Annotated in this window: 27 protein-coding genes, 1 tRNA gene and 1 riboswitch; of the genes, 17 read left to right on the top strand and 11 right to left on the bottom strand. The window is 45.8% G+C overall.

Annotated elements, in window-relative coordinates:
- Positions 1 to 14 precede the first annotated feature (14 nt).
- Positions 15 to 1481: an MATE family efflux transporter gene (locus ACHUFZ_RS14555; protein WP_394127713.1), complete on the bottom strand. Its 1467-nt coding sequence runs from the start codon at positions 1479 to 1481 to the stop codon at positions 15 to 17.
- Between the two features lie 73 nt (positions 1482 to 1554).
- A complete protein-coding gene (locus tag ACHUFZ_RS14550) occupies positions 1555 to 1971 on the bottom strand; it encodes a CBS domain-containing protein (RefSeq protein WP_394127712.1) in 417 nt (138 codons plus the stop codon).
- A gap of 301 nt (positions 1972 to 2272) precedes the next feature.
- Here ACHUFZ_RS14550 and ACHUFZ_RS14545 point away from each other — a divergent pair, with 301 nt between their 5' ends.
- Entirely contained in the window at positions 2273 to 3268 is a 996-nt protein-coding gene (locus ACHUFZ_RS14545) for a sensor domain-containing diguanylate cyclase (protein ID WP_394127816.1), read from the top strand.
- 22 nt (positions 3269 to 3290) lie between these two features.
- On the opposite strand, the gene moaE is transcribed toward ACHUFZ_RS14545, so the two are convergent.
- The 5 genes from moaE to moaA all read right to left on the bottom strand — a co-directional run bounded on the left by moaE (position 3291) and on the right by moaA (position 6065).
- Complete coding sequence (gene moaE, locus ACHUFZ_RS14540; RefSeq protein ID WP_394127815.1) at positions 3291 to 3746, bottom strand: molybdopterin synthase catalytic subunit MoaE; 456 nt, start codon at positions 3744 to 3746, stop codon at positions 3291 to 3293.
- A 2-nt stretch (positions 3747 to 3748) separates the two neighbouring features.
- Positions 3749 to 3994 (bottom strand): molybdopterin synthase sulfur carrier subunit, encoded by a 246-nt coding sequence (moaD, locus tag ACHUFZ_RS14535; RefSeq protein ID WP_394127711.1) that lies wholly within the window; start codon positions 3992 to 3994, stop codon positions 3749 to 3751.
- Positions 3991 to 4470 carry a cyclic pyranopterin monophosphate synthase MoaC gene (gene moaC, locus ACHUFZ_RS14530; RefSeq protein WP_004414902.1) on the bottom strand — a complete coding sequence of 160 codons (480 nt, stop codon included), beginning with the start codon at positions 4468 to 4470 and terminating at the stop codon, positions 3991 to 3993. Before moaC ends, moaD begins: the two co-directional genes overlap by 4 nt.
- Before the next feature lie 15 nt (positions 4471 to 4485).
- Positions 4486 to 4998 carry a molybdenum cofactor biosynthesis protein B gene (gene moaB, locus ACHUFZ_RS14525; protein WP_004414904.1) on the bottom strand — a complete coding sequence of 171 codons (513 nt, stop codon included), beginning with the start codon at positions 4996 to 4998 and terminating at the stop codon, positions 4486 to 4488.
- A 77-nt stretch (positions 4999 to 5075) separates the two neighbouring features.
- Positions 5076 to 6065 (bottom strand): GTP 3',8-cyclase MoaA, encoded by a 990-nt coding sequence (gene moaA, locus ACHUFZ_RS14520; protein ID WP_394127710.1) that lies wholly within the window; start codon positions 6063 to 6065, stop codon positions 5076 to 5078.
- Positions 6054 to 6190: riboswitch (molybdenum cofactor riboswitch) on the bottom strand. Its footprint overlaps the gene before it by 12 nt.
- Positions 6191 to 6358: 168 nt before the next feature.
- On the opposite strand from moaA, the gene ACHUFZ_RS14515 reads away from it, so the two are divergent.
- Positions 6359 to 7246: a YvcK family protein gene (locus ACHUFZ_RS14515; protein ID WP_394127709.1), complete on the top strand. Its 888-nt coding sequence runs from the start codon at positions 6359 to 6361 to the stop codon at positions 7244 to 7246.
- Here the strand turns inward: ACHUFZ_RS14515 and luxU are convergent.
- The 3 genes from luxU to uvrB all read right to left on the bottom strand — a co-directional run bounded on the left by luxU (position 7235) and on the right by uvrB (position 11263).
- Positions 7235 to 7573, bottom strand: coding sequence for a quorum-sensing phosphorelay protein LuxU (luxU, locus tag ACHUFZ_RS14510; RefSeq protein ID WP_394127708.1), 339 nt, complete (start codon positions 7571 to 7573; stop codon positions 7235 to 7237). The two genes, ACHUFZ_RS14515 and luxU, sit on opposite strands and share 12 nt — an antisense overlap.
- On the bottom strand, positions 7573 to 8967 hold the full coding sequence (gene luxO / locus ACHUFZ_RS14505) for a quorum-sensing sigma-54 dependent transcriptional regulator LuxO (RefSeq protein WP_394127707.1): 1395 nt from the start codon (positions 8965 to 8967) through the stop codon (positions 7573 to 7575). Before luxO ends, luxU begins: the two co-directional genes overlap by 1 nt.
- Positions 8968 to 9232: 265 nt before the next feature.
- A complete protein-coding gene (gene uvrB, locus ACHUFZ_RS14500) occupies positions 9233 to 11263 on the bottom strand; it encodes an excinuclease ABC subunit UvrB (protein WP_394127706.1) in 2031 nt (676 codons plus the stop codon).
- A gap of 547 nt (positions 11264 to 11810) precedes the next feature.
- On the opposite strand from uvrB, the gene ACHUFZ_RS14495 reads away from it, so the two are divergent.
- A tRNA-Asn gene (locus tag ACHUFZ_RS14495) sits at positions 11811 to 11886 on the top strand.
- A gap of 56 nt (positions 11887 to 11942) precedes the next feature.
- On the opposite strand, the gene ACHUFZ_RS14490 is transcribed toward ACHUFZ_RS14495, so the two are convergent.
- A complete protein-coding gene (locus ACHUFZ_RS14490) occupies positions 11943 to 12671 on the bottom strand; it encodes a UTRA domain-containing protein (protein WP_394127705.1) in 729 nt (242 codons plus the stop codon).
- Positions 12672 to 12885: 214 nt separating this feature from the next.
- Between ACHUFZ_RS14490 and ACHUFZ_RS14485 the strand changes: the two genes are divergently transcribed.
- The 14 genes from ACHUFZ_RS14485 to gloA all read left to right on the top strand — a co-directional run bounded on the left by ACHUFZ_RS14485 (position 12886) and on the right by gloA (position 25593).
- Entirely contained in the window at positions 12886 to 13971 is a 1086-nt protein-coding gene (locus ACHUFZ_RS14485; protein ID WP_394127704.1) for an ABC transporter substrate-binding protein, read from the top strand.
- Positions 13972 to 13983: 12 nt separating this feature from the next.
- Positions 13984 to 14808 carry an alkaline phosphatase family protein gene (locus ACHUFZ_RS14480; protein ID WP_394127703.1) on the top strand — a complete coding sequence of 275 codons (825 nt, stop codon included), beginning with the start codon at positions 13984 to 13986 and terminating at the stop codon, positions 14806 to 14808.
- The gene (locus tag ACHUFZ_RS14475) at positions 14805 to 15704 is read left to right on the top strand and encodes an ABC transporter permease (RefSeq protein ID WP_394127702.1); all 900 of its coding nucleotides are present in this window, start codon (positions 14805 to 14807) and stop codon (positions 15702 to 15704) included. Before ACHUFZ_RS14480 ends, ACHUFZ_RS14475 begins: the two co-directional genes overlap by 4 nt.
- Positions 15705 to 15707: 3 nt before the next feature.
- On the top strand, positions 15708 to 16496 hold the full coding sequence (locus ACHUFZ_RS14470) for an ABC transporter permease (protein ID WP_394127701.1): 789 nt from the start codon (positions 15708 to 15710) through the stop codon (positions 16494 to 16496).
- On the top strand, positions 16493 to 17512 hold the full coding sequence (locus tag ACHUFZ_RS14465) for an ABC transporter ATP-binding protein (protein WP_394127700.1): 1020 nt from the start codon (positions 16493 to 16495) through the stop codon (positions 17510 to 17512). Before ACHUFZ_RS14470 ends, ACHUFZ_RS14465 begins: the two co-directional genes overlap by 4 nt.
- A 2-nt stretch (positions 17513 to 17514) precedes the next feature.
- Positions 17515 to 18174, top strand: a complete 660-nt coding sequence (locus ACHUFZ_RS14460) for an HAD family hydrolase (RefSeq protein WP_394127699.1) — start codon at positions 17515 to 17517, stop codon at positions 18172 to 18174.
- Between the two features lie 259 nt (positions 18175 to 18433).
- Positions 18434 to 19015, top strand: coding sequence for an electron transport complex subunit RsxA (gene rsxA, locus ACHUFZ_RS14455; RefSeq protein ID WP_004418311.1), 582 nt, complete (start codon positions 18434 to 18436; stop codon positions 19013 to 19015).
- Positions 19015 to 19599: an electron transport complex subunit RsxB gene (gene rsxB, locus ACHUFZ_RS14450; protein ID WP_004414935.1), complete on the top strand. Its 585-nt coding sequence runs from the start codon at positions 19015 to 19017 to the stop codon at positions 19597 to 19599. Before rsxA ends, rsxB begins: the two co-directional genes overlap by 1 nt.
- Before the next feature lie 8 nt (positions 19600 to 19607).
- Positions 19608 to 22091, top strand: a complete 2484-nt coding sequence (gene rsxC, locus ACHUFZ_RS14445; RefSeq protein WP_394127698.1) for an electron transport complex subunit RsxC — start codon at positions 19608 to 19610, stop codon at positions 22089 to 22091.
- On the top strand, positions 22091 to 23137 hold the full coding sequence (gene rsxD, locus ACHUFZ_RS14440; RefSeq protein ID WP_394127697.1) for an electron transport complex subunit RsxD: 1047 nt from the start codon (positions 22091 to 22093) through the stop codon (positions 23135 to 23137). Before rsxC ends, rsxD begins: the two co-directional genes overlap by 1 nt.
- 9 nt (positions 23138 to 23146) lie before the next feature.
- A complete protein-coding gene (gene rsxG, locus ACHUFZ_RS14435; RefSeq protein WP_394127696.1) occupies positions 23147 to 23782 on the top strand; it encodes an electron transport complex subunit RsxG in 636 nt (211 codons plus the stop codon).
- A complete protein-coding gene (locus tag ACHUFZ_RS14430; RefSeq protein WP_394127695.1) occupies positions 23775 to 24467 on the top strand; it encodes an electron transport complex subunit E in 693 nt (230 codons plus the stop codon). Before rsxG ends, ACHUFZ_RS14430 begins: the two co-directional genes overlap by 8 nt.
- 56 nt (positions 24468 to 24523) lie before the next feature.
- Entirely contained in the window at positions 24524 to 25165 is a 642-nt protein-coding gene (nth, locus tag ACHUFZ_RS14425) for an endonuclease III (protein ID WP_134835129.1), read from the top strand.
- Positions 25166 to 25176: 11 nt separating this feature from the next.
- Positions 25177 to 25593, top strand: a complete 417-nt coding sequence (gloA, locus tag ACHUFZ_RS14420) for a lactoylglutathione lyase (protein ID WP_053440322.1) — start codon at positions 25177 to 25179, stop codon at positions 25591 to 25593.
- Positions 25594 to 25625 lie beyond the last annotated feature (32 nt).

Below are 25625 nucleotides of genomic sequence, written 5' to 3'. Positions count from 1 at the left end.
AGTCTACTCCAAGGTCAAACTTTTTCTGCAATTTCTTCCGCTACTTCTGCAGTGGCAGCAACATCATCGATCAAAACCGCATCATGGCTACAAAATGGCTGGCTATTAACACTGGTTATCGATGGATCAGCTTGCGCTTGCTCAGCACATGAACCTGCCATGAGATCAGAGATGTGCTTGCGCAAGACAATAATAGCAATGATACCAAACACCACCGTACCCAGCGCTTGTCCATAAAGAACACCTAACGCGCCAAACCACAACGCACCGAAATGAACGAACGGTAATGTCCCTAACGTCGCTTTACCCAGGTTAAGAGCTGTTGAATACAGCGGCTTACCCAAATTATTGAACGAGGTGTTAGCAACAAACTGTGCGCCGTTAAAGATGAAACTGATCGCCACATAAGTACAAAATGCCGCTACGATAACCTGAGCGTCCCCTTGCAAACTGAACATGCTGACGATCAAGTCTTGAGCAAAATAGAGAATGGCACATACCGCTAGGGTATATACGGTTGTGACAATAAGTGAGTTGTTGAGTGTCTCTTTCACACGGTCCATACGTTCAGCGCCATAGTTTTGGCCAATGATCGGACCAACTGCCCCCGACAAAGCAAAGATGACAGCGAAACAAACCGGAGTTAATCGGCCAATAACAGCGAAGCCTGCAACATAGTTTTCACCGAACTGGGCGATGGATGAGGTAACAATAGCGTTACCAATCGGTGTGGCGATATTGGTAATAACCGCAGGGACGGCAATTGCAAGAATCAGTTTTAAATTGCTTCGCCACACTGAGTAGTTAAAACGCGCCACCAACTGATGCACTTTAATCAGTGGATAAAGGGAGAAGAATAGAACAGTAAAACGAGCAAACACCGAGGCTAACGCGGCACCTTCAACGTTCCACCCAAAACCAAAGATAAAAATAGGGTCAAGAATAGCGTTAACGATACCACCAGCAAGCGTTGCCCACATCGAACGCTTAGCATCCCCAGCAGCGCGAAGCCCAGCCCCCGCAGCCATCGCAACCGCAATGACCGGCGCACTCGGCAGGATAATTCTCAAATACGCTTCTGCGCGCTCCGCTGCAACACCTTGCGCCCCGATGGCCTGTAACAGTTCAGGGATATAGGTAAACATGATACCCGACACCAAAATACTGATGGCCACGGCGGTAAACATGATGCTCGTGGTGAGCTGTTTGGCATGCTGATGCTGCTTGGCCCCAATGGCTTTCGACACCAGCGCGCCCATCGCGATAGAGGTACCAATTGAAATCGATGTAGAGAAGAAAACCAGTGTGCCCGCAAACCCGACAGCGGCGGCCAATTCAACTTGGCCCAACATACTAATGAACAGCATGTCGATTAAATCAACGACAAACAAGGCCATCAGACCCACCGAGCCTGCTCCCGACATCACCAATATGTGGCGCATGGTAGACCCTTCGACGAATTTGGCTGTTTGATCGGTCATTGATTTTCTCTTCATTCTTTAGAACAAGAAAAGGCGCACACAGCGCCTTTTTCTAACAATTTGTAACAACATTCTATACTGGATGCTTAAAACAATCATCTAGGTTTTTGGCAACCGCTCTGAGCACATCACGTCGTGTGATAATACCGACTAACTTGCCTGCATCAATAACTGGATATACTTTCGGTCGCCCTACTTTCATCATATCTGCCAGATCAATAATCGAAGTCTCTGATGTCACTGAGAGCACATCTTTGTGCATGCAGTCTGAAACAATGTGGGTGTCTTGACAGTAATAACTGACCTTAACCAATTTATCGAGCAAATCCTGACCAGATAAAAAGCCAATGACTTCTCGTTGTTCATTGATAACCGGACCACCCAAATATCTTGAGTTCATAACCTTATCTAAAGCGGCACTTAACGACATTTCAGGGGTAAATGTCACCGCTTGTAGTGTCATATAGTCTTTTACTTTTAATGATTCCATTGACGTCTCCTTAACGTGCCAGCCACGCTGCCTATATTGTAATTGTTGTCTAATTTCTTGATTTTACTAAATGGAAATCAACAATTTTTACAATAGACGCTACCTATCACGTTTCGAAGTGCTATCAGTTCTATCCTGTTGAACACTGAAAGGCCTGTCAAACTGTGCGCTACAGCGACGAACCTTCGACTCCAATCTTTCATGACTTAATGCGTGGCTTTAAGCTCAAAGCGCTCTCTAACTCTCCATCTAGAGACTAAACTATATAAGGAGTGCGATGTAACCCAGAGGAGTACAGATGGTGAAATCCATTTTTTCGGCGGAAGTTACAAACAATCCGGACTTAATGCATGTGGTGTTTGAGGCAATGCCAGAGCCGACTTTTCTTATCGATAAGTCAGGGACCTATGTTGAAGCATGGGGAGGTAGAGACACCAAGCGTCACCATAATCCCTCCGCTTTGATTGGCCTCAATCAATACCAAGTACTCCCTGCTGACAAAGCAGTCTGGTTTAGCCAAGTCATTGTCGATGTGATTGAAAGCCAAACAGCGACAGAAATTGAATACAACTTAGATCCAAACGATCTTACATGCTTCGAAGGTATTGAGGGGCCAACCGACACCCAGCACTTTAGCGCCCTAGTGATCCCATTGCCCAATACGTCACTCGTATTATGGACAGTGCGCAATATTACCGAATACAAGAGAACACTCGATAAGCTGGCTCAAAATCAGCTAGAACTAGAAAAGCTCACCTATATTGACCACCTAACCCAAATCTACAACCGCTATGCATTGGATTCGCTGCTACCTGACGCGATTGAACTGGCTAAGCTCGAACTCTCTGGCGCTGCTCTCTTAATGATCGATATCGACTGTTTTAAGCAATATAACGACAGCTACGGACATATCAAAGGAGATCGAGTCCTTTCTTCTCTAGGTCAAACGATTAGAGCTTGGGCAAAACCAAGTGACCTTTGCTTTCGATATGGTGGTGATGAGTTTTTGGTATTTGTTCCCAATACCTCTGATGATGAAATCTTATCAAGGGCAAAACAACTTCAAACGGATGTAAAAAGTCTAGCCATTCCACATAACGCCTCGACTGTCGGCAATATATTCTCAATCACCATCGGTGTTCAACAATATAAGCTCATGCCTGAAACGATGAAAGCCGAAGAGTTTATCGCCATTGCAGACAAGGCACTGTTCTTTGCTAAGAGCCAACAGCGCGGCTCGATTCATCAATTGAGTGGAAATGAAAAAAGCTCCCTATCACTAGGGAGCTTTAAGTAAAACAGAGTTAAGTGCTAAGGCGTTACTTTTGCCAGCGCTCAGCCGCTTTAGCGTCGGAGTCTCTTGAATCGACCCAGCGAGTTTCTTCAGTGGTGCGCTCTTTCTTCCAAAACGGGGCTTTGGTCTTCAAGTAGTCCATTACAAACTCACACGCTTCAAAGGCTGCGCCTCGATGAGCACTGGAGACACCAACAAACACGATCTGGTCACCAATGTCTAAGTCGCCAACACGATGAATCACTCGGATATTCAGTAACGGCCAACGCTTTTCTGCCTCGTCACAGATTTCTCCCAGAGCTTTCTCAGTCATTCCAGGATAATGTTCAAGGGATAAGCCAGTCACATTGTCGCCTAGGTTCATGTCGCGAACTTTACCAACAAAAGTCACCACAGCGCCGGCAGCCGTACCTTGCGCTAACGCGTCATATTCCGCGCCAATAGAGAAATCATCAAACTGTACAGAAACTCGATTGTCCATCATTAACCACCTGTTACTGGCGGGAAAAAGGCAACTTCATCACCTGCTTGAATTGGGTGTTCAAGAGGAACAATGGATTGGTTTACCGCAGCAAGCAACTTGCCTTGCTCTAAGGCGATATCCCATTTACCTTCTTGCTTAGCAAGGTGACTACGAATCGCTTCTACCGTTTGAAAGTCACCTTCTAGCTGAAGTTCATCGACACCCACTAGCTCGCGAGTTTGCGCAAAAAATAGTACTTTAATCATGCTTCCACCTTAAAGTGACCCGATTTTCCGCCCGTTTTCTCTAACAGTCTAACTTGGCCAATCACCATATCTTTCTGTACCGCTTTACACATATCGTAGATAGTCAATGCAGCAACAGAAGCGGCTGTCAGCGCTTCCATCTCTACCCCAGTCTTACCTGCTAGCTTACACACAGATTCAATACGAACCATATTTTCAGCTTCAATCGCTTCAAGTTGAACTTCAACTTTTGACAACAATAATGGATGGCAAAGAGGAATCAAATCCCAGGTTTTTTTCGCCGCTTGAATACCTGCAATACGTGCCGTTGCAAACACATCACCTTTATGGTGAGAGCCAGATACGATCAGTTGCAATGTTTCAGGAGCCATGTGAACAAACGCTTCCGCGCGCGCTTCGCGTACGGTTTCAGCTTTCGCTGACACGTCAACCATATTCGCCTCGCCAGAAGCATTGATATGAGTAAATTCGCTCATGGTTTGCTCCGGATGTTAAACAGATAGGTGAGGCATGAAGTTACATGGACGGTGACTTGCATCTAGCTGTTGCTTGATGATCTTAGTCCAACCCGTGCGGCAAGCACCTGTAGAGCCAGGCATTGCAAAAATAACCGTATGGTTAGCAAAACCTGCAATCGCGCGAGATTGAATGGTTGATGTACCAATCTCTTCGTAAGACACTTGGCGGAACAACTCACCAAAGCCTTCAACTTCTTTATCAAATAGTGGTTTTAGCGCTTCTGGAGTGCTGTCACGTGAAGTAAAACCAGTGCCGCCAGTAATCATGATTGCTTGAACGTTTTCGTCAGCAATCCACTGAGAAACAATCGCACGAATCTTGTACATATCATCAATAACAATTTGCTTATCAACAACATTATGGCCTGCTTCTTTCGCGTTCTCGACTAGGTAACCGCCAGAAGTGTCATTCTCTTCTGTACGAGTATCTGAAACAGTTAGTACGGCAATATTAGCTGGTTGGAATTTGCTTTCTGCGTGACCCATTTGTTCACCTATTTTTCTTAAAGTATTGTTCGCTCTAAGCTCATGCTTAGTCGATAAATTGATATTGATTGGAAAGATCAGCCGCCAATAGAGGCTAAATGCGGCGTCATGCCTGAATTTCCATCATGAAGGAAATGGCTGACTGATTTAGTTTGCAACTGCTCTTGAATTCGCTTGATCAGCGCAGCTTCTTGAGAATCTTCTTGCAGTAAATCTCTTAGCTCTACGCCGTGATCGCCAAATAGACAAAGGTGAAGCTTACCAAGCGCAGAGACACGCAGGCGGTTACAGCTTTCACAAAAGTCTTTTTCATAAGGCATAATCAGACCGATTTCACCTTGGTAATCAGGATGGACAAAAACCTGCGCAGGTCCGTCATTGTGATCACGAACCTTCAATAGCCAACCGTTGGCGATAAGTTGATTACGAATCGCGACGCCAGAGACATGATGACGTTGGAATAACTCATCCATTTCACCGGTTTGCATCAGCTCGATAAAACGCAGTTGGATTGGGCGGTCTTTAATCCAGTTTAGAAAGGCTGGCAATTCATGAGCATTTAAGTCTTTCATCAGTACAACATTGACTTTAACTTGCTCATAGCCCACTTCGAATGCACGGTCGATACCGCCCATTACTTGAGTGAACTTATTTTCGCCTGTAATTTGATGAAACATTCGAGGATCTAGGCTATCGACACTGACATTAATATGAGTCAGGCCAGCATCTTTCCAATCCGCGACTTGTTTCTCCATACGATAGCCATTGGTTGTGGTTGCCACTTTACGAATACCCTTCGTTGAAGCGACTGCATGGATAATGTCATTGAAATCTTTGCGTAAACTCGGCTCACCACCGGTAATACGCACCTTAGACGTTCCGCAATCTGCGAACGCTCTAACGACACGTTTAATCTCTGGTAGTGCTAAAAAAGACGAGTTTTTCTGCCCCGAAGGTTTGTAACCATCAGGTAAACAGTATGTGCATTTAAAGTTACAGACGTCTGTAACGGAAAGTCGCAAGTAATAAAACTTACGATGGAATCTATCTTCGAATTGTTGCGCCACGGAACACCTTTCCAAACACGGGAGGCAGAGTCATTTCCAACTTTGCCCTTGTGACAACATGTCACTGGCTCAGCACGCTTATTCATTGTGAACTTAGCTTATTGAGCTCGGAGTTATGGCAACTACCTCACGTATGGGTAGCAGCTAGCCTATAAAATACTTAATAATTGTGTGTGTTTCTACCTTTAAAGCCAAAAAATCCTGCTTACTGCTCATTTTACCTATTCTTGAGTAGGGGATATTAATGCAATAATCTAAATTGTAGTTGGTTATAAATAGAATAGAAGCTCAGCATGACAATTTACGCTAGCAAAAAAATCGTAGCTGTTGGTGGTGGTCACGGTCTTGGCCGTATGCTTGCCGCGCTTAAAGAGTTTGGCTCGAATGCCACGGGGATTGTTGCCACCACGGATAATGGTGGCTCAACTGGTCGAATCCGCAATTGCCAGGGGGGCATTGCTTGGGGTGATACACGCAACTGCATCAATCAGCTTATCACTGATCCTTCCATCAGCTCGATGATGTTTGAATACCGTTTCAAGGGAGCTGGTGAGCTAGATGGCCATAACCTTGGTAACCTAATGCTGACTGCGTTAGACAACCTTTCAGTAAGACCATTGGATGCAACCAATCTTATCCGCAATATGCTCAAGGTGGACGTCAATATCATCCCGATGTCCGAACACCCTTCAGACCTTAAAGCGCTCTCGCCAGATGGACGTTGGGTCACCGGTGAAACCAGTGTCGATGAAATGCCGGATAAGCTACTAAGGCTCGACCTAGAACCAGAAGTCCCAGCGACGAAAGAAGGCGTGATGGCCATTGAACAAGCGGACGCGATCATTTTAGGGCCAGGCAGCTTTTTAACCAGCATCATGCCACCGCTTCTCCTACCAGAAGTCGGTAGAGCCATTTCTTGCAACACCAAAGCGCAACTTATCTTTGTCGAGAACCTATCGCCTGAATATGGGCCTGCAGGCAAAATGACTCTGAAGGAAAAGTTAGAATGGTGTGAGCGTTCATGCCGTGGACGCAAAATTGATGTTGTGCTTGGAGAGGAGCCTCACCCTGAGCTCTCTGAGTGGAACTGCGTTACCGTACCGCTTGCTTCACCTAACCGAGACTGGCGTCACGATCGCACAAAGCTTCAGCAAGCGGTAGAGTTTTTGTTAGCTGACTAACGTCTGATATCTCTGCTGAGTTTCTCTGAGCAGAGATATCATTTTCGCTACATCCTGCTCAATATTAAGCAAAGCACCTGACTTTGCCACGCTATCAATTTCAACCGAATACGCACACAAAGCTTCGGCACCAAAACTGGCGGCACTGCTTTTCAAAGCATGACAAATCTCTTTCATATAGGCGTCATGCTCACTTTGATCTTGCTGAGTTAGGTTGTCGATATACATAGTTAGTTCACCCAAGAATATATCAAGCAAAACCGGCACATTATCTGCTCCAATTTCACCCGCTAATCGATCAATCTTACTCTGGTTTAAAATATCCACTATTGTACTTCCTTGGCGTTCCATGCCTGTAATTTTCTATAAATGGTCGATGGACTGACATCCAAATATCCTGCCGCTTTTGGAATATTGCCATCACAGGCTTTAATTGCCTGCTCAATAGCATTCTTTTCAGTTAGCCATAGCGGGAAAATATCTTGTACCGATACCGAATCTGGTTGCGGCAGCATCACTCGAATTTCATTGGCTGAAGGTTGATTTAATGGCGGTGGCAGCATCTCTAAATGAATTTCTCGGCCATTGTTCAACACAACCACATTACGCAGCACATTTTGTAGCTGACGTACATTGCCCGGCCATTCATACCGCGCGAAACGTTCAACCACTTCAGGCGCTAGTCGGATAAAGTCTTTCCCTTCTTCTTTCGACATGAAACCAAGCAATGAATAGGCAATTTCAATAATGTCGTCACCACGTTCTCGAAGTGGTGGAAGGTGAAGTGGTATCACGTATAAGCGGTAGTAGAGATCTTCTCTAAAGCGCCCTTCTTCGACCTCTTTCCATGGATCTCGGTTGGTGGCACAAACAAAACGCACATCCACGCTCTTCATTTTAGAAGACCCCACCTTTTGGAAGGTACCCGTTTGGATAAATCGCAAAAGCTTGGTTTGTAATTCTAGGTCCATTTCACACAGTTCGTCGAGAAACAGTGTGCCGCCATCAGCAAGTTCGGCAGCCCCTTGTCTATCGGTCGCTGCACCAGTAAAGGCCCCTTTGACGTGACCAAACAGCTCACTTTCAATCAGGTCTTTTGGAATAGCCGCACAGTTGATTGCGATAAACGGTTTATCACCACGCTTACTCGTCGCGTGAATCGCTTCTGCGCACACCTCTTTACCGGTACCACTTTCACCAGTAATGAAAATACTCGCTTTACTGCTGGCGGCCGAGTCAATGGTTCGATATACAGCTTGCATGGTATGGCTACTGCCGATAAAGCCTTGATAACCTTGGCTACCAGAACTGTCCGCATCATTCTTCAGCTTGTTCGCTTTGCGTAGCGCGTTATTGACGGTGACACGTAAGCGGTCTGCTTCACAGGGCTTAATCAAGAAATCCTGAGCGCCATGTCGCATCGCTTCAACAGCGGTATCAATCGAACCGTGCGCCGTCATAAAGATAACAGGAACATCAGGGTTCTTTTCTTTCACCGCGTGCAGTACGTCCATGCCTGTCATATCTGGGAGACGTAAATCAAGCAGGATCAGATCTGGTGTTCTAAAATTCAGGCTATCAATTGCGTCACGTCCAGTGCCAACAATATTGATATCAATTTGAAGTGGTGTGAGATAAGAACGATACAAGGCCGCCACTGAAGCGGTGTCTTCTACCATTAATAAATATTTTGCGTTTTTCTTTTGCGTATTATGTTGCATAACCTAGCCAGGGTATTCTTCGCATTTTGTATAAATCATTGCATTAGGCTTTGCATTATGCAATTTAAAAGCTAATAAATACTCAATTATGGTGATGAATGGCTCATTTTCACCAGAATTATTTTGGCACGCTATCTGCTAAATATCTTATGACCCGCAAGGGTCACCTAGCCAACTGACGTTGTTAGTGAACTTAGTATTCACAAATTACAGCCAATAGAACCCTGTTTCTACTGGCTATTTTTTTGCCTCAAATTTAAATAACTTAGCTATTAGTAATAAACTGGCTACGTAATTTATCTATTTGGTCGCGCTTCTGCGCTGCTAGCTCAAACTCCAAGTCTTGCGCATGCTGGTACATCTGAGCTTCGAGTTTGCTGATCTCTTTATCCAGTTGTTGAGGGGTCATCACATCATAACTTTGTGACGGCTCGGCCACTTTAGACAGTGGTACCGCCTTGCTAGTGCGTTGCTTCTTACCCTTAGCGATATCACCAAGCTCCATAATATCTTTGATATTACGTTTCAGCGCTTGTGGCTCAATCCCCATTTTAGCATTGTATTCTTGCTGCTTCTCACGACGGCGGCTAGTTTCACCCATAGCTTTTTCCATCGATTTAGTAATCGAATCAGCGTACAAGATAGCTTTACCGGCGAGGTTACGCGCTGCACGACCAATGGTCTGAATCAGAGAACGCTCAGAACGTAGGAAGCCCTCTTTATCGGCATCAAGAATCGCCACTAAAGAAACCTCTGGCATATCTAAGCCTTCTCGCAGCAAGTTGATCCCGACGAGTACATCAAACTCACCTAAGCGTAAGTCTCGAATGATTTCTACTCGTTCTACAGTATCGATATCTGAGTGCAAGTAACGCACCTTAACATCATGCTCGGTGAGATATTCGGTTAAATCTTCTGCCATACGCTTGGTCAGCGTCGTCACAAGCACGCGTTCATCTTTTGCCGCTCGAATGCGAATTTCAGAAAGTAGATCATCAACCTGAGTTGCAACGGGCCTCACTTCAAGTTCAGGATCTAAAAGACCGGTTGGGCGCACAACCTGATCAGCAATTTCACCGTCTGACTTTTCGAGCTCATAGTTGCCAGGCGTTGCCGAAACAAAGATAGTTTGTGGGGCAATCGACTCGAACTCTTCAAACTTCATTGGTCGGTTATCGAGCGCTGACGGCAAGCGGAAACCAAACTCCACCAGCGTCTCTTTACGTGAGCGATCACCTTTGTACATAGCGCCAATTTGCGGCACCGTTACGTGGGATTCGTCAATAATCAGTAAGCCATCATGAGGAAGGTAGTCAAATAACGTCGGTGGCGGCTCACCTTCACTGCGTCCACTTAAGTAGCGCGAGTAGTTTTCGATGCCCGAACAAAAGCCCAACTCATTCATCATTTCAATGTCGAACTGAGTACGTTGAGAGATACGCTGCTCTTCCAATAATTTATTGTTATCCAGCAGGTACTTTTTGCGGCTCTCCAGTTCAACCTTAATATCTTCAATCGCTGCAAGGATTCGCTCACGAGGCGTCACATAGTGCGTTTTTGGGTAGATAGTATAACGAGCAAGATCGCGTTGTTTTACCGCTCCAGTAAGTGGGTCGAACACACTGATACAATCAATTTCATCATCAAACATCTCAATTCTAACCGCATCTTGATCCGATTCCGCCGGGAAGATGTCGATTACTTCGCCACGCACACGGAACTGACCACGCTCAAACGCAACATCATTGCGGCTGTATTGAAGCTCGGCTAAGCGGCGAAGAATATCGCGCTGATCCATCACGTCCCCGCGACGAACATGTAGCATCATTTTCAAATAGGATTCTGGGTCACCTAAGCCGTATATCGCAGAGACAGAAGCGACAATGATGGCATCTTTTCGTTCGAGTAAGGCTTTGGTCGCCGACAAACGCATCTGTTCAATATGCGCATTGACCGACGCGTCTTTTTCGATAAACGTATCCGTGGTAGGAACGTAAGCTTCAGGTTGGTAATAGTCATAGTATGAGACAAAGTATTCGACCGCGTTGTTCGGGAAGAACGCCTTCATTTCACCATAGAGCTGAGCTGCCAGAGTTTTATTCGGCGCTAATAGAATCGCTGGCCGCTGTGCACTCGCGATCACATTGGCTAGGGTAAAAGTTTTACCTGAACCAGTAACCCCAAGTAAGGTTTGATGGGCTAGGCCTGAGTCTAAGCCTTCAAGCAACTGATGTATTGCGGTTGGCTGGTCACCTGACGGTTGATAGTCAGACACCAAATCAAAAACTTTACTCATATTCGAACTCTATTCGCAGGTAGTCAGTACCTCTATTGTGTCTGTATATATATACAGACACAATAGCTACAAAAGAAATTAATCGCTGTTTTATTGAAAGTCTTCATTAGTCACTAGATCATTACTGATGAACCTGATATTATTCTTCGCCCACCAGATCCACACCTTAGAAAAACTCACTTTTTCGCCCACAAGTTATTCACATTTTTCTCTAGAAATAGCAAAATACCCACAGCTAACGTCTGACACTCAACTTTTGTCACTTTATCCAGAATCAGCTATAAATACCCATTTTACAGTACGTTATGACTTCCTTTCGCCTTCCGACAATAGCGCTTGTCCGTTGATATTTTACATTATTCTGACTTACTCAATTTTAACCCACACACTTATCCACAATTTTGGTGGATAAGTAAATATAGCCCTTGCTGGATAAGGGATACAGAAAAGTAAAGCGAAAAAAGTGCGAATATTTGCAATTATTTTAACTGTCGAGAGTTGACACCCGATATTTCCATAGCTAAGATTCGCCTCGCTTTAAAGCAATTCCTCCTTAGCTCAGTTGGTAGAGCGACGGACTGTTAATCCGCAGGTCGCTGGTTCGAGCCCAGCAGGAGGAGCCAACTTTAGAAAAAGCCGCATCTACTGATGCGGCTTTTTTGTTTCTAGCAGATAGAACCTATTCGACACTTTCTATTCTGAGCATCACCGCATCAGGCCGCCAGTACTCATGCTCGCAGTCCATCACTTCACCATCTTGCTTATCGTTCACGCGACATATTTTTAATACAGGTTGGCCTTCTACAAGGTTCAACGCTTTAGCGACATGAGAAGGCGCTGAAGTCGGTATGACATCGAATCGAGAGCGCTGCGTCTCATAACCATACTTTTCACGATAAATTCCGGTCAGCGACATGGTTAAGTTTTCAGATAAGATGCCGTCAAATAGCGACGCTTTAAGCACGTTTTCAACAAATAACACCGGGCGCCCATCAATATAACGCAGTCGCTCTATAATATGGATTGGCGTCAAGAGCCCTACCTCTAAAGCCCTTGCGTATTCACCTGCAGCGACTTCGCTACGCACATTCACCAACTTAGTCTCGGCGATGCGGTGCTGATCTCGAATCATTTGATGAAAGTGAGTACGCGATAGCGGGTTGTAGCAAATCCGTTCTGGCGACACAAACCAGCCTCGCCGCTCTTCTCTATATATCAGTCCTTCTGTCTCTAGTGAGATCAGTGCATCTTTCAATGTGATGCGTGTGGTTGAAAACAGTTGGCTGAGGTCTCTTTCCGAAGGTAGCTTTTGCCCTTCAGCCAAACTTCCAGAATGAATTTGTTCTCTTAAGCTCTTTTTGATTTTTCCTAGCTGTGTCTGGGGTTGACAGCTTACGACGACGCTCATGTTGTGATTTAGCCCATTGGTAATGTAACCAAAACAATAAGAGCAGCAGATAACAAAAATATGACATACCTTAACGTAGGGTACATTTCGTACTGATGAAATATTACTGCCATAGAAACGCATCAAAACTGTCAAAATAGTTGCGCCAAATCGTCACACTTTCTGCCTAGGATAATTTTCGAACTTACTGACCTAGTCCAGAAGGATAGAGACAATGAAAACTTTGCTAAATCGTTCAACTACTTTTTCCGCAAAGAAAATCGTGCCAGCAGCACTGATCGCTGCAACATTATCACTGCCAGCAATGGCAAAAGATGCAGACCTAGAATCACTGGTTAAAGCCGCGCAAAAAGAAGGAGCAGTTTACAGTGTAGGTATGCCAGACAGCTGGGCCAACTGGAAAGATACTTGGCTCGACTTGAAAACAAACTACGGTTTGAGACATCAAGATACCGATATGAGCTCAGCGCAAGAAATTGCAAAGTTCGAAGCTGAGAAGAAAAACGCTACCGCTGATATTGGTGATGTCGGTTTTGCGTTTGCCCGAGTAGCAGTGAAAAAGGGCGTCACTCAACCTTATAAACCAACCACTTGGAGTAATGTTCCAGACTGGGCAAAAGACAAAGATGGCCACTGGGCTCTAGCCTACACTGGCACTATCTCGTTTATCTCAAATAACAACTTAGTTAAAGATGCGCCTAAAACATGGGCTGACATACTGAAAGGTGACTACAAGGTTACCGTTGGTGATGTCGGTGTTGCGTCTCAGGCCAACAACGCAGTCCTTGCTGCTGCTTTTGCTAACGGCGGTGACGAGTCTAACCTAAAGCCTGCGATCAAGTTCTTCGCTGAGCTATCCAAGCAAGGTCGCCTATCGTTCACTAACCCAAGTATCGCTAACCTAGAAAAAGGCGAAGTGGAAGTGGCGATTCTGTGGGATTTCAATGCACTTAGTTACCGTGACCAAATTGACCGCGAGCGTTTCTCGGTCAATATTCCTCAAGATGGCTCGGTCATTTCAGGTTACACCACCATTATCAACAAATACGCTAAGAACCCTAACGCAGCTAAACTTGCTCGCGAATATATCTTCAGCGACCAAGGCCAAATCAACTTAGCCGAAGGTTATGCGCGCCCAATCCGTACTGATGTGACTCTACCTCAATCGGTACAAGACAAATTGATTGCTAATGACCAATACAGCAATGTTCATCCAGTGACTGATTTCAAAGCGTGGGAAAAGTCAGCACGTAAGTTGCCTCGCCAATGGCAAGAAAGTGTCTTGATTCACCAGCAATAAGAGCCTGTAACTATGAGCAATAAGGTTATCCTTGTTGTTCTAGATGGACTGAACTATCAGGTAGCCCAAACTTGTATGGGCTACCTAAACGGTCTTTTAGAACAACGTCATCCGCAGCCAAGCATGCGTGCAACGCTGTATCCAATACAATGCGAATTACCATCACTGTCACGCCCACTTTATGAATGTATTTTGACTGGTGTTCGCCCGGTTGAAAGCGGCATCACTAACAATGATATCGTGCGCCTATCGACTCACGACTCCATTTTCAGCCTCGCTAAATCACAAGGTAAAGTGACTGCTGCAGCGGCTTATCACTGGGTTAGTGAGCTTTACAATCGCGCGCCGTTTATTCCAGTGCGTGACCGCTTTACCCATGACGAGTCACTCAATATCCAACATGGCTGTTTCTATCATTGGGACCACTACCCTGATGAAGCCCTGTTCCTAGATGCTGAGCACTTACGTCAAACCCACCAGCCGGACTTCTTACTGATCCACCCGATGAACATTGATGATATGGGTCATAAACACGGCTTAGATTCTCGTCAGTATCGTAATAGCGCTCGCCACGCCGACATTATTCTTTCTAACTATATCGAGCAATGGCTTAGCGATGGCTATCAAGTGATGGTGACCAGTGATCATGGCATGAACAACGATCTTTCTCACGGCGGTATTCTCGCCGAAGAGCGTGAAGTGCCGTTGTTTGTGATTGGTGACAAGTTCACTCACCAGGAGTGCCACATCAAACAAACTGATCTCTGCGGCACGGTTTGCCAGCTATTAAATCTCGACCACACAAAATCTTATACTCAGGAATTGTTAGCACTATGAGCAGCTCCGTTCTCACTCCCAGCACTAGTGAGCCACGCCAAGCGACCGTGGGCACATGGTTAAAGCGAGTAAGACCCGCCCTCTGGCTGGCCCCTTTCGCGCTATTCTTCTACCTGTTTCAATTAGCACCGATGATTTGGGTGCTGATCAACAGCTTTATCTACGATGATAAATTTGCTCTCGATAACTACATTGAAGTGTTCGATTCTGCGTTTATGATGCAGGCTTTTGGCAACAGTTTATGGCTGGCGGTGTGGTCAAGCATCATCGGCCTATTGATTGCCACTGTATTGGTTTCTTCGCTACGTTGGGTAAATTCTCGAATCCGTGATGGCGTGATTGCCTTTACCAACATGAGCAGCAACTTTGCTGGTGTGCCTTTATCCTTCGCCTTCATCATTATTTTGGGCACCAATGGGGCAATTACCTTGTTACTTAAGCAATATGGCTTGCTCGGTGATTTTGACCTGTATGGAAAATGGGGCTTGTTGGCGATCTATATCTATTTCCAAATCCCCCTTGCGGTATTGCTGCTCTACCCTGCCTTTGATGCCTTAAGTGATGATTGGCAAGCCGCGGCATCGTTACTCGGTGCGCGTACATCTCAATATTGGACAAAGGTGGCGTTACCTGTGCTTTCTCCGGCACTGTTGGGCACTTTCATTATCTTAGTTGCCAATGCGATTGGCGCATATGCCAGCGTTTACGCGCTAACTTCGGGTAACTACAACCTTATTACCATTCGTATTGCGAGCCTGGTTTCTGGTGATTTATTCCTTGAGCCAAACCTAGCCGCAGCAATTTCGGTCATTCTGATGCTTCTTCTCGCCTTCATTACAGTCATTAACCAATGGCTGATTTCTAAAAGCTACGCGGGCAAGAGTGCTAGGAAGTAAGTGATGCAAAATATTAATACTCGATTCCACCAAACCGTGGTGTACACCATCGTCACCATTATGTTGATACCGATACTGGCTACCTTTGTCTATTCAATCTCATCACGTTGGGGCGCGACCATTCTTCCTGACGGTTTTACATTAGATTGGTATATCAAACTACTTACAGACCCGCGATTTTTGCAAGCATTTGGACGTTCACTGTTTATCTGTATCGCCTCATTAACTCTGAGCGTTGCATTGATTCTACCGGCAATTTTTGTGGTGTTTTATTACTTTCCGAAACTGGATAAGCTAATGAACATCATGATATTGCTGCCTTTCGCCGTGCCGCCTGTTGTGTCATCGGTCGGCTTACTTCAGCTTTACGCCGACAGTGAAATATCCCTAATTGGCACGCCCTGGATCTTGATTGGTACATACTTCACCATCGCGCTGCCATTTATGTATCGTGCAATTTCAAATAGCTTTGATGCGATCAATCTGCACGACTTAATGGATGCCGCCCATCTGCTCGGTGCCAGCACCACCAAAGCGTTTCTGATGATCATTCTACCGAACGTGAAAAAGGGGTTAATGGCCTCACTGTTCCTATCGTTCTCGTTCTTATTAGGGGAATTCGTTTTTGCCAATATCTTAGTCGGCACTCGCTACGAAACCCTACAAATCTACCTATACAACATGCGTCAAACTAGCGGCCACTTTACCTCTGCTCTAGTGATGACCTACTTCCTATTTATTTTCTTACTAACTTGGCTAGCAAGTCGTTTTAGCCGAGGAGCACAATCATGAGTTACGTAACTGCACACAACCTGACGAAACGTTTTGGCGACAACACCGTATTTGAAGATATTCAGTTCACTATTGAGCAAGGAGAGTTCATCACCCTTCTCGGACCAAGTGGTTGTGGTAAATCGACATTGCTGCGCAGCCTTGCAGGGTTAAACCCAGTTGATGGTGGTGAGATTTGGGTCAACGATGAAGAGATCACTCACCAAGTGCCTCAGGAGCGTGGCATTGGCATGGTCTTTCAGTCTTATGCCCTATTCCCCAACATGACAGTTGAAGGCAATATCGCCTTTGGTTTGAAGATGAAAAAACTGGGTGCCGATACCATTCAAGCTGAAGTTGCCAAAGTGATTGAGCTGGTTGATCTCAAAGGTAAAAAGAAACACTACCCACACCAACTTTCTGGCGGTCAACGTCAGCGTGTTGCCCTCGCCCGCGCATTAGTGGTGAAACCGCGAATCTTGCTACTTGATGAACCCTTATCCGCACTGGATGCCAAAATCCGTAAGCATCTACGTCAGCAAATCCGTGATATTCAAAAAGAGATGAACCTGACCACCATTTTCGTTACTCACGACCAAGAAGAAGCGATGATCATGTCTGATCGTATCTTTCTAATGAATAAAGGCGAAATCGTCCAAGCAGGCACACCAGAAGAGATTTACACTCAACCCGCTAACGAGTTTGTCGCTGGGTTTATGGGTCATTACAACCTAGTTGAAGCAAATCATGCGAAGCAGCTTTTCAATATCGACACTGAGTGGAAAGTAGCGATTCGCCCAGAATCCATTTACGTCAAAGAGCAAGGCCGCCACTATGGTGAGCATATCTCGTCACCGCAAGTTGCGACGATCAAAAACCATCAGCTATTGGGTAACGTGATCCGCTACCAAGTAGACGTTGAAGAGTGCGAACTCACGGTTGATTTACTCAATCGTTCATCAGAGCGGCTACTGGCTAATGGCAGTCAATTAGAGCTACTGTTTAACCTTAACGAAATCCAACCTGTGAGTGCCTAAACATGCCTAAACCTTTGTACGTATTCGATATGGACGAAACCCTAATCAACGCCGATTGCGCGATGATTTGGAATCAGTTTATGGTTGAGAAAGGCATAGTCACCCAACCTGACTTTATCGAACAAGATCAGCGCTTAATGAAGCTCTACGCTGAAGGTAAAATGGATATGGAAGACTATTTACAGTTTTCCATCGCGCCGCTGGCTAATATGCCTACCGATCGAGTCAATGCGCTGGTGGAAGAGTGTGTAGAGAACCACATTCTAAATAAGCAATTTGCCCAATCAAAGACCTTAATCGAGCAGCTCTCACGTGATGGGATTGATATGGTGATCATTTCAGCTAGTGTGACATTTTTAGTCGAAGCGGTCGGTCGTCGACTTGGCATTAGCACTGCGCTTGGCATCGACTTGGTTGAAAGGAACGATTACTACACGGCCGAGATAGCGGGAGTTCCAAGCTATCGAGAAGGCAAGGTGACTCGCTTAAAACAATGGCTAGACGCACAGCCAAAAGCCTACAGTGAGATCCACTTTTATACGGACTCGATCAACGATTTACCTTTATGCGAATATGCAGATTACGCTTACCTGGTCAATCCATGTCCTCAATTAGCTCAACAGGCCACTCATCACAACTGGCCAGTTCTAAAGTGGGATTAGTTTTCAATCCAAACTTTAGCTTAGTTCCTCAATAAACCTTCTCCTAAAGAGCAGTATTTGCTGCTCTTTTCATCTAGAAAATATTCATATCGTGAAAGATAAGCGTTCGATTTCCTTCACCTAGACGTATTTATTCAACTTTTTTAAGACAATCTCGTATAATTTTTACTCAACAATATAAAACCTTATCTTTCCTTGGTTGTTATTGAACTGGCAAAGCAGGATAATGTTGGGATCGGAATTTCTTAAATAAATAACTATGACCGAATATCTTTTGTTGTTGGTCGGCACTGTGCTGGTTAACAACTTTGTACTGGTGAAGTTTTTGGGCTTATGTCCATTCATGGGCGTTTCTAAAAAACTAGAAACCGCGATTGGTATGGGGTTAGCAACGACTTTCGTGCTGACTCTCGCATCCGTGTGCGCCTACCTAGTTGAAAGTTACATCCTTGAACCATTACATCTGCAATATCTGCGTACGATGAGCTTTATTTTGGTGATTGCCGTTGTGGTGCAATTTACCGAAATGGTGGTCCACAAAACCAGCCCGACCTTGTATCGATTGCTAGGCATCTTCCTGCCACTGATCACCACTAACTGTGCAGTGCTCGGTGTTGCGCTGCTGAACATCAACGAAAACCATAACTTCATTGAATCGATCATTTATGGATTTGGTGCTGCTGTAGGCTTCTCACTTGTACTGATTCTATTTGCCTCAATGCGTGAGCGTATTGGCGCTGCTGACGTCCCAGCTCCTTTTAAAGGTGCCTCTATTGCGATGATCACCGCAGGCTTGATGTCACTAGCCTTTATGGGCTTTACAGGTTTGGTGAAGTTGTAATGAGCTCAATATTAATCGCAGTTATTGCTATCGCTGTTCTTGCCGCGATATTTGGCGCCGTTTTAGGCTTTGCCTCGATCCGTTTCAAAGTAGAAGCGGATCCTATCGTCGATCAGATCGACAATATTCTTCCGCAAACCCAGTGTGGCCAGTGTGGCTACCCAGGCTGCCGTCCTTATGCGGAAGCTATCGCTAATGGCGATGAGATCAATAAGTGCCCTCCGGGCGGTCAAGCAACGATCGAAAAGCTTGCCGATCTAATGGGCGTTGAAGCAACTGACTCTGCACATGACCTTGAAAATGCGGTAAAGACTGTCGCATTTATCCACGAGGATATGTGTATTGGCTGTACTAAATGTATTCAAGCTTGTCCTGTTGACGCGATTGTCGGCGGTACAAAAGCACTTCACACCGTCATTAAGGATGAGTGTACAGGTTGCGACCTTTGTGTTGCCCCGTGCCCTACTGACTGTATTGAAATGATACCTGTAGAAACCACTACAGCGAGCTGGAAGTGGCAAATGGACGCCATTCCTGTTGTTGATATTACCGATTCTGCTGCTGAGCAGAAAAGTGTGAATTAAGGACTGGTATGTTGTCACTAATCGAACAAATCAAATCTGGTGCGCTGTGGACATTTCCCGGCGGTGTACACCCAGCAGAAAACAAAACTCAGTCGGTCAAGACCGCCATTGCGCGCGCGCAAATACCCGCTGAAATTGTTTTACCGGTAAAACAGCATATTGGTAAACCCGGAACCCTAACAGTCGAGGTTGGCGAACAGGTGCTAAAAGGCCAAGCGCTAACCAAATACGACATGAGTTTCATGCTGCCAGTCCACGCGCCGACTTCTGGTCGCGTGGTCGCTATCGAGCCAAGAACCACCGCGCACCCATCAGGTCTGAGTGAAACTTGTATCGTTATCGAACCTGATTTTGAAGACGCTTGGGTAGAACGTGAAACATGGGGTGACTTTTCCCAGCGCACACCTGACGAACTGATCGAAAAAATCCGTTTAGCGGGGGTCTCAGGTATGGGTGGTGCAGGTTTCCCTACCGCGAAAAAAATTCAATCGGGTTTAGCTCGCACAGAGATTCTGATCATCAATGCGGCGGAGTGTGAACCTTACATTACTGCCGATGATATGCTGATGCGTGAACACGCAGATGAAATCATCCAAGGCATTGAGGTCGTTGAACATATTCTAAAACCAAAACTGACGGTTATTGGTATAGAAGACAACAAACCTGAAGCCGTTAAAGCCTTACAGAAAGCAGCTGAGCATAAAGATATTGTTATCCGCGTGATTCCGACCAAATACCCATCTGGTGGTGAAAAGCAGCTGATCAAAATCCTAACTGATAAGGAAGTGCCAAATGGCGGTATTCCTGCAGACATCGGTATTTTGGTTCAGAACGTCGGTTCTCTCTACGCTATCAAACGTGCTGTGGTTGACGGTGAGGCACTGGTCGATCGAATCGTGACATTAACTGGTGACACCTTCAAGCAACCACGTAATGTCTGGTCACTGCTTGGTACTCCAGTTCAGTCATTACTTGATGAGTTTGGTTACAAAGCCGATAAGAAGTTACCTCGGCTAATCATGGGTGGTCCAATGATGGGCTTTACCCTGCCCCATGCACAGGTGCCGATCACCAAAACATCTAACTGTATTCTAGCGCCAACACGCAAAGAAATTTCACCAAACCAGTATGAAATGGCCTGTATCCGCTGCGGACAATGTGCCGAAGCGTGCCCTGCATCTCTACTGCCACAACAGCTTTTATGGCATTCAAAAGCCGAAGAGTTAGATAAGTGTGAAGAACTCAATATCAAAGATTGTATTGAGTGTGGCGCTTGTGCCTTCGTCTGCCCAAGTGAAATTCCACTGGTGCAATATTACCGCCAAGCAAAAGCGGAAATCCGTACCCGTAAAGAAGAGTCAGAATCAGCAGAGCGCGCTAAGGTGCGTTTCGAAGAGAAGAAAGCACGTCTAGAACGCGATAAAGCGGCACGCGAAAACCGCTTTAAGAAAGCCGCTGACGATCGTCGTAAAGAGATGAAATCGACAGGCAGTGATGACGCTATTGCGGCAGCGATTGCACGCGTTAAAGCTCAGAAATCAGAAGCAAGCTCGCCAGAAGAGAAAGCCGTTAAACCTGCAGTTGCAGCTGCGATTGCCAAAGCGAAAGCAAAACAAGCTGCCGCGAGTGGTCAAGCTGAACCTGATAACTCAGAAATGGCTAAACTGCGTGAAGAGCGTAAGCAACAAGCTCGCGCACGCAAAGCAGCCAAAGAGCAACAAGATACTGCAAGCTCAACGGACAACAAGAAAGATGCTGTCGCAGCAGCCATTGCCCGTGCCAAGGCGAAAAAAGCCGAACAGGCACAAAACGCTAGCTCAGATGCTCCTGCAGAAGATAAGAAAGCTGCAGTTGCCGCTGCTATTGCTCGCGCAAAAGCGAAGAAAGCGCAAACAAGTGAGTCAGTTGAGTCTGATGCACCAGTAGCTTCAGACGATAAAAAAGCCGCTGTAGCTGCTGCGATTGCCCGTGCTAAAGCGAAGAAAGCGCAAGCAAGCGAGTCAAATGAATCGGATGTTCCACCAGCTTCAGACGATAAGAAAGCCGCTGTAGCTGCTGCGATTGCCCGAGCTAAAGCGCGTAAAGCTGAGCAACAAGCGGCAAAAACAGATGTAAGCAATGACTCTATCGAGGAACAACCTGCCGAGGAAGATCCGAAGAAAGCCGCCGTCGCTGCTGCCATTGCCCGTGCCAAAGCGCGTAAAGCTGAACAGCAAGCGGCAAAAACAGATGAAAGCAATGACGCTACTGAGGAACAACCCGTTGAGGAAGATCCGAAGAAAGCGGCCGTTGCTGCTGCCATCGCCCGTGCCAAAGCACGTAAAGCTGAGCAACAAGCGGTAAAAGCAGACGAAAGCAATGGCAATGACGCTACCGAGGAACAACCTGTCGAGGAAGATCCAAAGAAAGCGGCCGTTGCTGCTGCTATTGCCCGAGCTAAAGCTCGTAAAGCCGAAAAAGAACAACAAAAACAAACTGAGGAGAAAGAGTAGTGGCCTTTTTTATTGCCAGCTCACCCCACGCGCATAGTCGTAGAAGCACTCCTGACCTAATGAAATGGGTAGCGCTTTGTGCCCTACCCGGCTTAGCCGCTCAGACATACTTTTTTGGTTGGGGCACGATCATCCAACTACTATTGGCTATTGTCATTGGCTTAAGTCTTGAAGCACTTGTTATGCTCGCAAGAAAGCGCCCACCAATGTCTGCACTAAGAGACAACAGTGCCTTAGTGACAGCGTGGTTACTTGCAATTGCGATACCGCCACTTTCTCCGTGGTGGGTAATCACTATCGGTTTGATTTTCGCCATTGTAATTGCGAAGCATCTATACGGCGGTATTGGCCAGAACCTTTTCAACCCAGCAATGGTCGCTTACGTTGTGCTGCTTATTTCATTCCCAGTACAAATGACCAGTTGGATCTCTCCACAAGAGCTTCAAGCTACACCTGTATCTAGTGGCGATGCATTCTCGCTCATTTTCACCGGCTTTAACCTTGAAGGGCTTTCGCTGCAACAAATTCGAACTGGTATTGATGGCATAACCATGGCGACGCCACTGGATGCATTCAAGACAGCCTTAACTGCAGGAAATACCGCTAGTGAAGCACTAACTCAACCCCAGTTCGGCGGCTTAGCGGGTATTGGTTGGGAATGGGTTAACCTCGCTTATTTAGTCGGCGGCTTGCTTCTTATTAAACTGCGAGTCATTAATTGGCATATTCCGGTAAGCTTTTTAGTTAGCTTAACCCTGATTAGTGGCCTATTTATGTTGCTAAGCCCTGGTACAACGGCATCACCAACCATTCACCTGCTTTCAGGTGCGACCATGCTGGGTGCATTCTTTATCGCGACTGACCCAGTTTCAGCTTCAACGACCGTCAAAGGTCGATTGATCTTTGGTGCATTCATTGGGGCAATGGTCTTTATCATTCGTTCTTGGGGTGGCTTCCCTGATGGTGTTGCATTTGCAGTGCTACTCGGCAATATGTGTGTACCATTGATTGATTACTACACCAAACCAAGAACCTACGGTCACTAAGGCGTTATCATGTTAAATGCAATTAAAAAAAATGGTGCTGTTTTAGCGATTTTTGCCTGTGCATCAACGGGGGTTGTTGCGCTGACCAACTATTTAACAAAAGATCGTATTCAACTACAGGAGCAGAAGCAGCTTCTTTCAGTATTAAACCAAGTCATTCCCCACGACTTGCACGATAACGACCTTTATCAAGCGTGTACCTTAGTCAGCGATCCTAAACTAGGTACTGACCAAGCAATGCCAGTCTACATGGCGACACTCAACGGTGAACCGTCAGCCATGGCGATTGAAGCCATCGCACCTGATGGCTATAACGGCGCGATTAAAATTATTGTGGGTATTGAGCAAGATGGCACGATTTCCGGCACTCGCATCTTAAGCCACCAAGAAACACCGGGGCTTGGTGATAAAATAGACCTACGTATCTCTGACTGGATTCTTGGCTTTACCGGTAAACAAGTGACTGACAACAATCAAGCCGATTGGAAAGTACGCAAAGATGGTGGCCAATTTGATCAGTTTACTGGCGCAACCATTACACCACGCGCGGTAGTGAAGGCGGTCAAGAACACAGTAGATTTCGTCAATAGCAATCGTGACCAGATTCAGTCTCAGCCACTAAATTGTGGAGGCAATAATGAGTGACCATAAAACACTGATTAAAAATGGCATGTGGGATAACAACCCTGCGCTGGTTCAGCTACTGGGTCTATGTCCACTACTGGCGGTTTCTTCAACCGTCACTAACGCGTTGGGCCTCGGTATTGCAACCCTACTGGTATTGGTCGGTTCAAACGTCACGGTTTCACTGGTACGTGATTACGTGCCGAAAGAAGTGCGCATCCCAGTATTCGTCATGATCATTGCCGCGCTGGTTACTTGTGTACAGCTATTGATGAACGCATACGCTTACGGTCTATACCTATCGCTAGGTATCTTTATTCCATTGATCGTAACCAACTGTATCATCATTGGTCGTGCAGAAGCGTTTGCTTCAAAAAATGATGTGTTACCTTCTGCTCAAGATGGTTTTTGGATGGGGCTAGGTATGACAAGTGTGTTAGCCATACTCGGCGCAATGCGCGAAATCATCGGTAATGGCACCCTATTCGACGGTGCGGATTTACTGCTCGGCGAATGGGCAACATCACTCCGTATTGAAGTATTCCAATTCGATAATAGTTTCTTATTAGCACTGCTCCCACCAGGTGCCTTTATTGGTGTGGGACTGCTTATTGCACTTAAGAATGTTATCGATAAACAGATTGCCGCTCGTCAGCCAAAACCAGAAAAACAAGCGATTGAACGAGCAAGAGTGACTAACCAATAATAGTCATCAAACAAACTCTGTATTGATGAACACAAGCACTGGAAAGCAGCCTCAACATGAACAAAGACAAACGAAGATTAATCCTAGAGCGTCTTAGAGAGAACAATCCCAACCCGCAAACAGAGCTCAACTGGAGTACCCCATTTGAACTTTTGATCGCGGTACTGCTCTCAGCTCAGGCAACCGACGTAAGTGTTAACAAAGCGACCGATAAACTCTATCCGGTCGCGAATACGCCACAAGGGCTATTTGACTTGGGTGTGGATGGCGTCAAAGAGTACATCAAGACCATCGGCTTATTTAACTCAAAAGCTGAGAACGTCATCAAAACGTGTAGGATCATCCTTGATAAACACAACGGTGAAGTTCCAGAAGATCGCGAAGCGTTAGAGGCCCTACCTGGTGTTGGTCGAAAAACGGCAAACGTAGTGCTTAACACTGCTTTTGGCTGGCCTACCATCGCGGTTGATACTCATATCTATCGTGTTTCCAATCGAACTAAGCTGGCCATGGGCAAGAATGTCGACCAAGTAGAAGAAAAGCTTCTCAAAGTCGTGCCTAAAGAGTTTAAGTTGGATGTTCATCACTGGTTGATTCTTCATGGGCGTTACACCTGTGTCGCGCGAAAGCCACGCTGTGGTAGCTGCATCATCGAAGACCTGTGTGAATTCAAAGAAAAAGTTTACCCAGAAGATTAGGAGAACAGACAATGTCAAATGGACGTATTCTTCACACCATGCTACGTGTTGGTGACTTAGATAAATCGATTCAGTTTTACACTGACGTAATGGGTATGCAGCTACTGCGTACCAATGAAAACAAAGAGTATGAATATACTTTGGCTTTTCTTGGCTTCGGAGATGAGTCTCAAGGCGCCGTCATTGAGCTAACGTATAACTGGGGTACAACTGAGTACGACCTCGGTTCTGCGTTTGGTCATATCGCAATTGGCGTTGATGATATTTACACTACGTGCGATGCAATTAAAGCGGCAGGCGGTAACGTAACTCGTGAACCTGGCCCAGTAAAAGGCGGTTCAACTCATATCGCTTTTGTAAAAGACCCTGACGGCTACATGATTGAATTAATTCAAAACAAACAAGCTTCAGCCGGTTTAGAAGGCTAAGCCACAGCCATCAATGCTATTAAAAATGGGAC

This window comes from Vibrio hepatarius (assembly GCF_043642085.1).
GTDB lineage: Bacteria > Pseudomonadota > Gammaproteobacteria > Enterobacterales > Vibrionaceae > Vibrio > Vibrio hepatarius_C.
This window is presented reverse-complemented; position numbering and strand designations above follow the sequence as displayed.

Bases quoted from the DNA above. Each gene is read 5' to 3' on its own strand.
- ACHUFZ_RS14555 (WP_394127713.1), bottom strand. From the start codon at position 1,481: ATGACCGATCAAACAGCCAAATTCGTCGAAGGGTCTACCATGCGCCAC.
- ACHUFZ_RS14550 (WP_394127712.1), bottom strand. From the start codon at position 1,971: ATGGAATCATTAAAAGTAAAAGACTATATGACACTACAAGCGGTGACA.
- ACHUFZ_RS14470 (WP_394127701.1), top strand. From the start codon at position 15,708: ATGCAAAATATTAATACTCGATTCCACCAAACCGTGGTGTACACCATC.
- ACHUFZ_RS14480 (WP_394127703.1), top strand. From the start codon at position 13,984: ATGAGCAATAAGGTTATCCTTGTTGTTCTAGATGGACTGAACTATCAG.
- ACHUFZ_RS14430 (WP_394127695.1), top strand. From the start codon at position 23,775: ATGAGTGACCATAAAACACTGATTAAAAATGGCATGTGGGATAACAAC.
- ACHUFZ_RS14465 (WP_394127700.1), top strand. From the start codon at position 16,493: ATGAGTTACGTAACTGCACACAACCTGACGAAACGTTTTGGCGACAAC.
- rsxB (WP_004414935.1), top strand. From the start codon at position 19,015: ATGAGCTCAATATTAATCGCAGTTATTGCTATCGCTGTTCTTGCCGCG.
- nth (WP_134835129.1), top strand. From the start codon at position 24,524: ATGAACAAAGACAAACGAAGATTAATCCTAGAGCGTCTTAGAGAGAAC.
- luxO (WP_394127707.1), bottom strand. From the start codon at position 8,967: ATGCAACATAATACGCAAAAGAAAAACGCAAAATATTTATTAATGGTA.
- moaC (WP_004414902.1), bottom strand. From the start codon at position 4,470: ATGAGCGAATTTACTCATATCAATGCTTCTGGCGAGGCGAATATGGTT.
- moaE (WP_394127815.1), bottom strand. From the start codon at position 3,746: ATGGACAATCGAGTTTCTGTACAGTTTGATGATTTCTCTATTGGCGCG.
- ACHUFZ_RS14460 (WP_394127699.1), top strand. From the start codon at position 17,515: ATGCCTAAACCTTTGTACGTATTCGATATGGACGAAACCCTAATCAAC.
- rsxG (WP_394127696.1), top strand. From the start codon at position 23,147: ATGTTAAATGCAATTAAAAAAAATGGTGCTGTTTTAGCGATTTTTGCC.
- moaB (WP_004414904.1), bottom strand. From the start codon at position 4,998: ATGGGTCACGCAGAAAGCAAATTCCAACCAGCTAATATTGCCGTACTA.
- gloA (WP_053440322.1), top strand. From the start codon at position 25,177: ATGTCAAATGGACGTATTCTTCACACCATGCTACGTGTTGGTGACTTA.
- rsxC (WP_394127698.1), top strand. From the start codon at position 19,608: ATGTTGTCACTAATCGAACAAATCAAATCTGGTGCGCTGTGGACATTT.
- ACHUFZ_RS14515 (WP_394127709.1), top strand. From the start codon at position 6,359: ATGACAATTTACGCTAGCAAAAAAATCGTAGCTGTTGGTGGTGGTCAC.
- moaD (WP_394127711.1), bottom strand. From the start codon at position 3,994: ATGATTAAAGTACTATTTTTTGCGCAAACTCGCGAGCTAGTGGGTGTC.
- ACHUFZ_RS14490 (WP_394127705.1), bottom strand. From the start codon at position 12,671: ATGAGCGTCGTCGTAAGCTGTCAACCCCAGACACAGCTAGGAAAAATC.
- ACHUFZ_RS14475 (WP_394127702.1), top strand. From the start codon at position 14,805: ATGAGCAGCTCCGTTCTCACTCCCAGCACTAGTGAGCCACGCCAAGCG.
- rsxA (WP_004418311.1), top strand. From the start codon at position 18,434: ATGACCGAATATCTTTTGTTGTTGGTCGGCACTGTGCTGGTTAACAAC.
- ACHUFZ_RS14485 (WP_394127704.1), top strand. From the start codon at position 12,886: ATGAAAACTTTGCTAAATCGTTCAACTACTTTTTCCGCAAAGAAAATC.
- uvrB (WP_394127706.1), bottom strand. From the start codon at position 11,263: ATGAGTAAAGTTTTTGATTTGGTGTCTGACTATCAACCGTCAGGTGAC.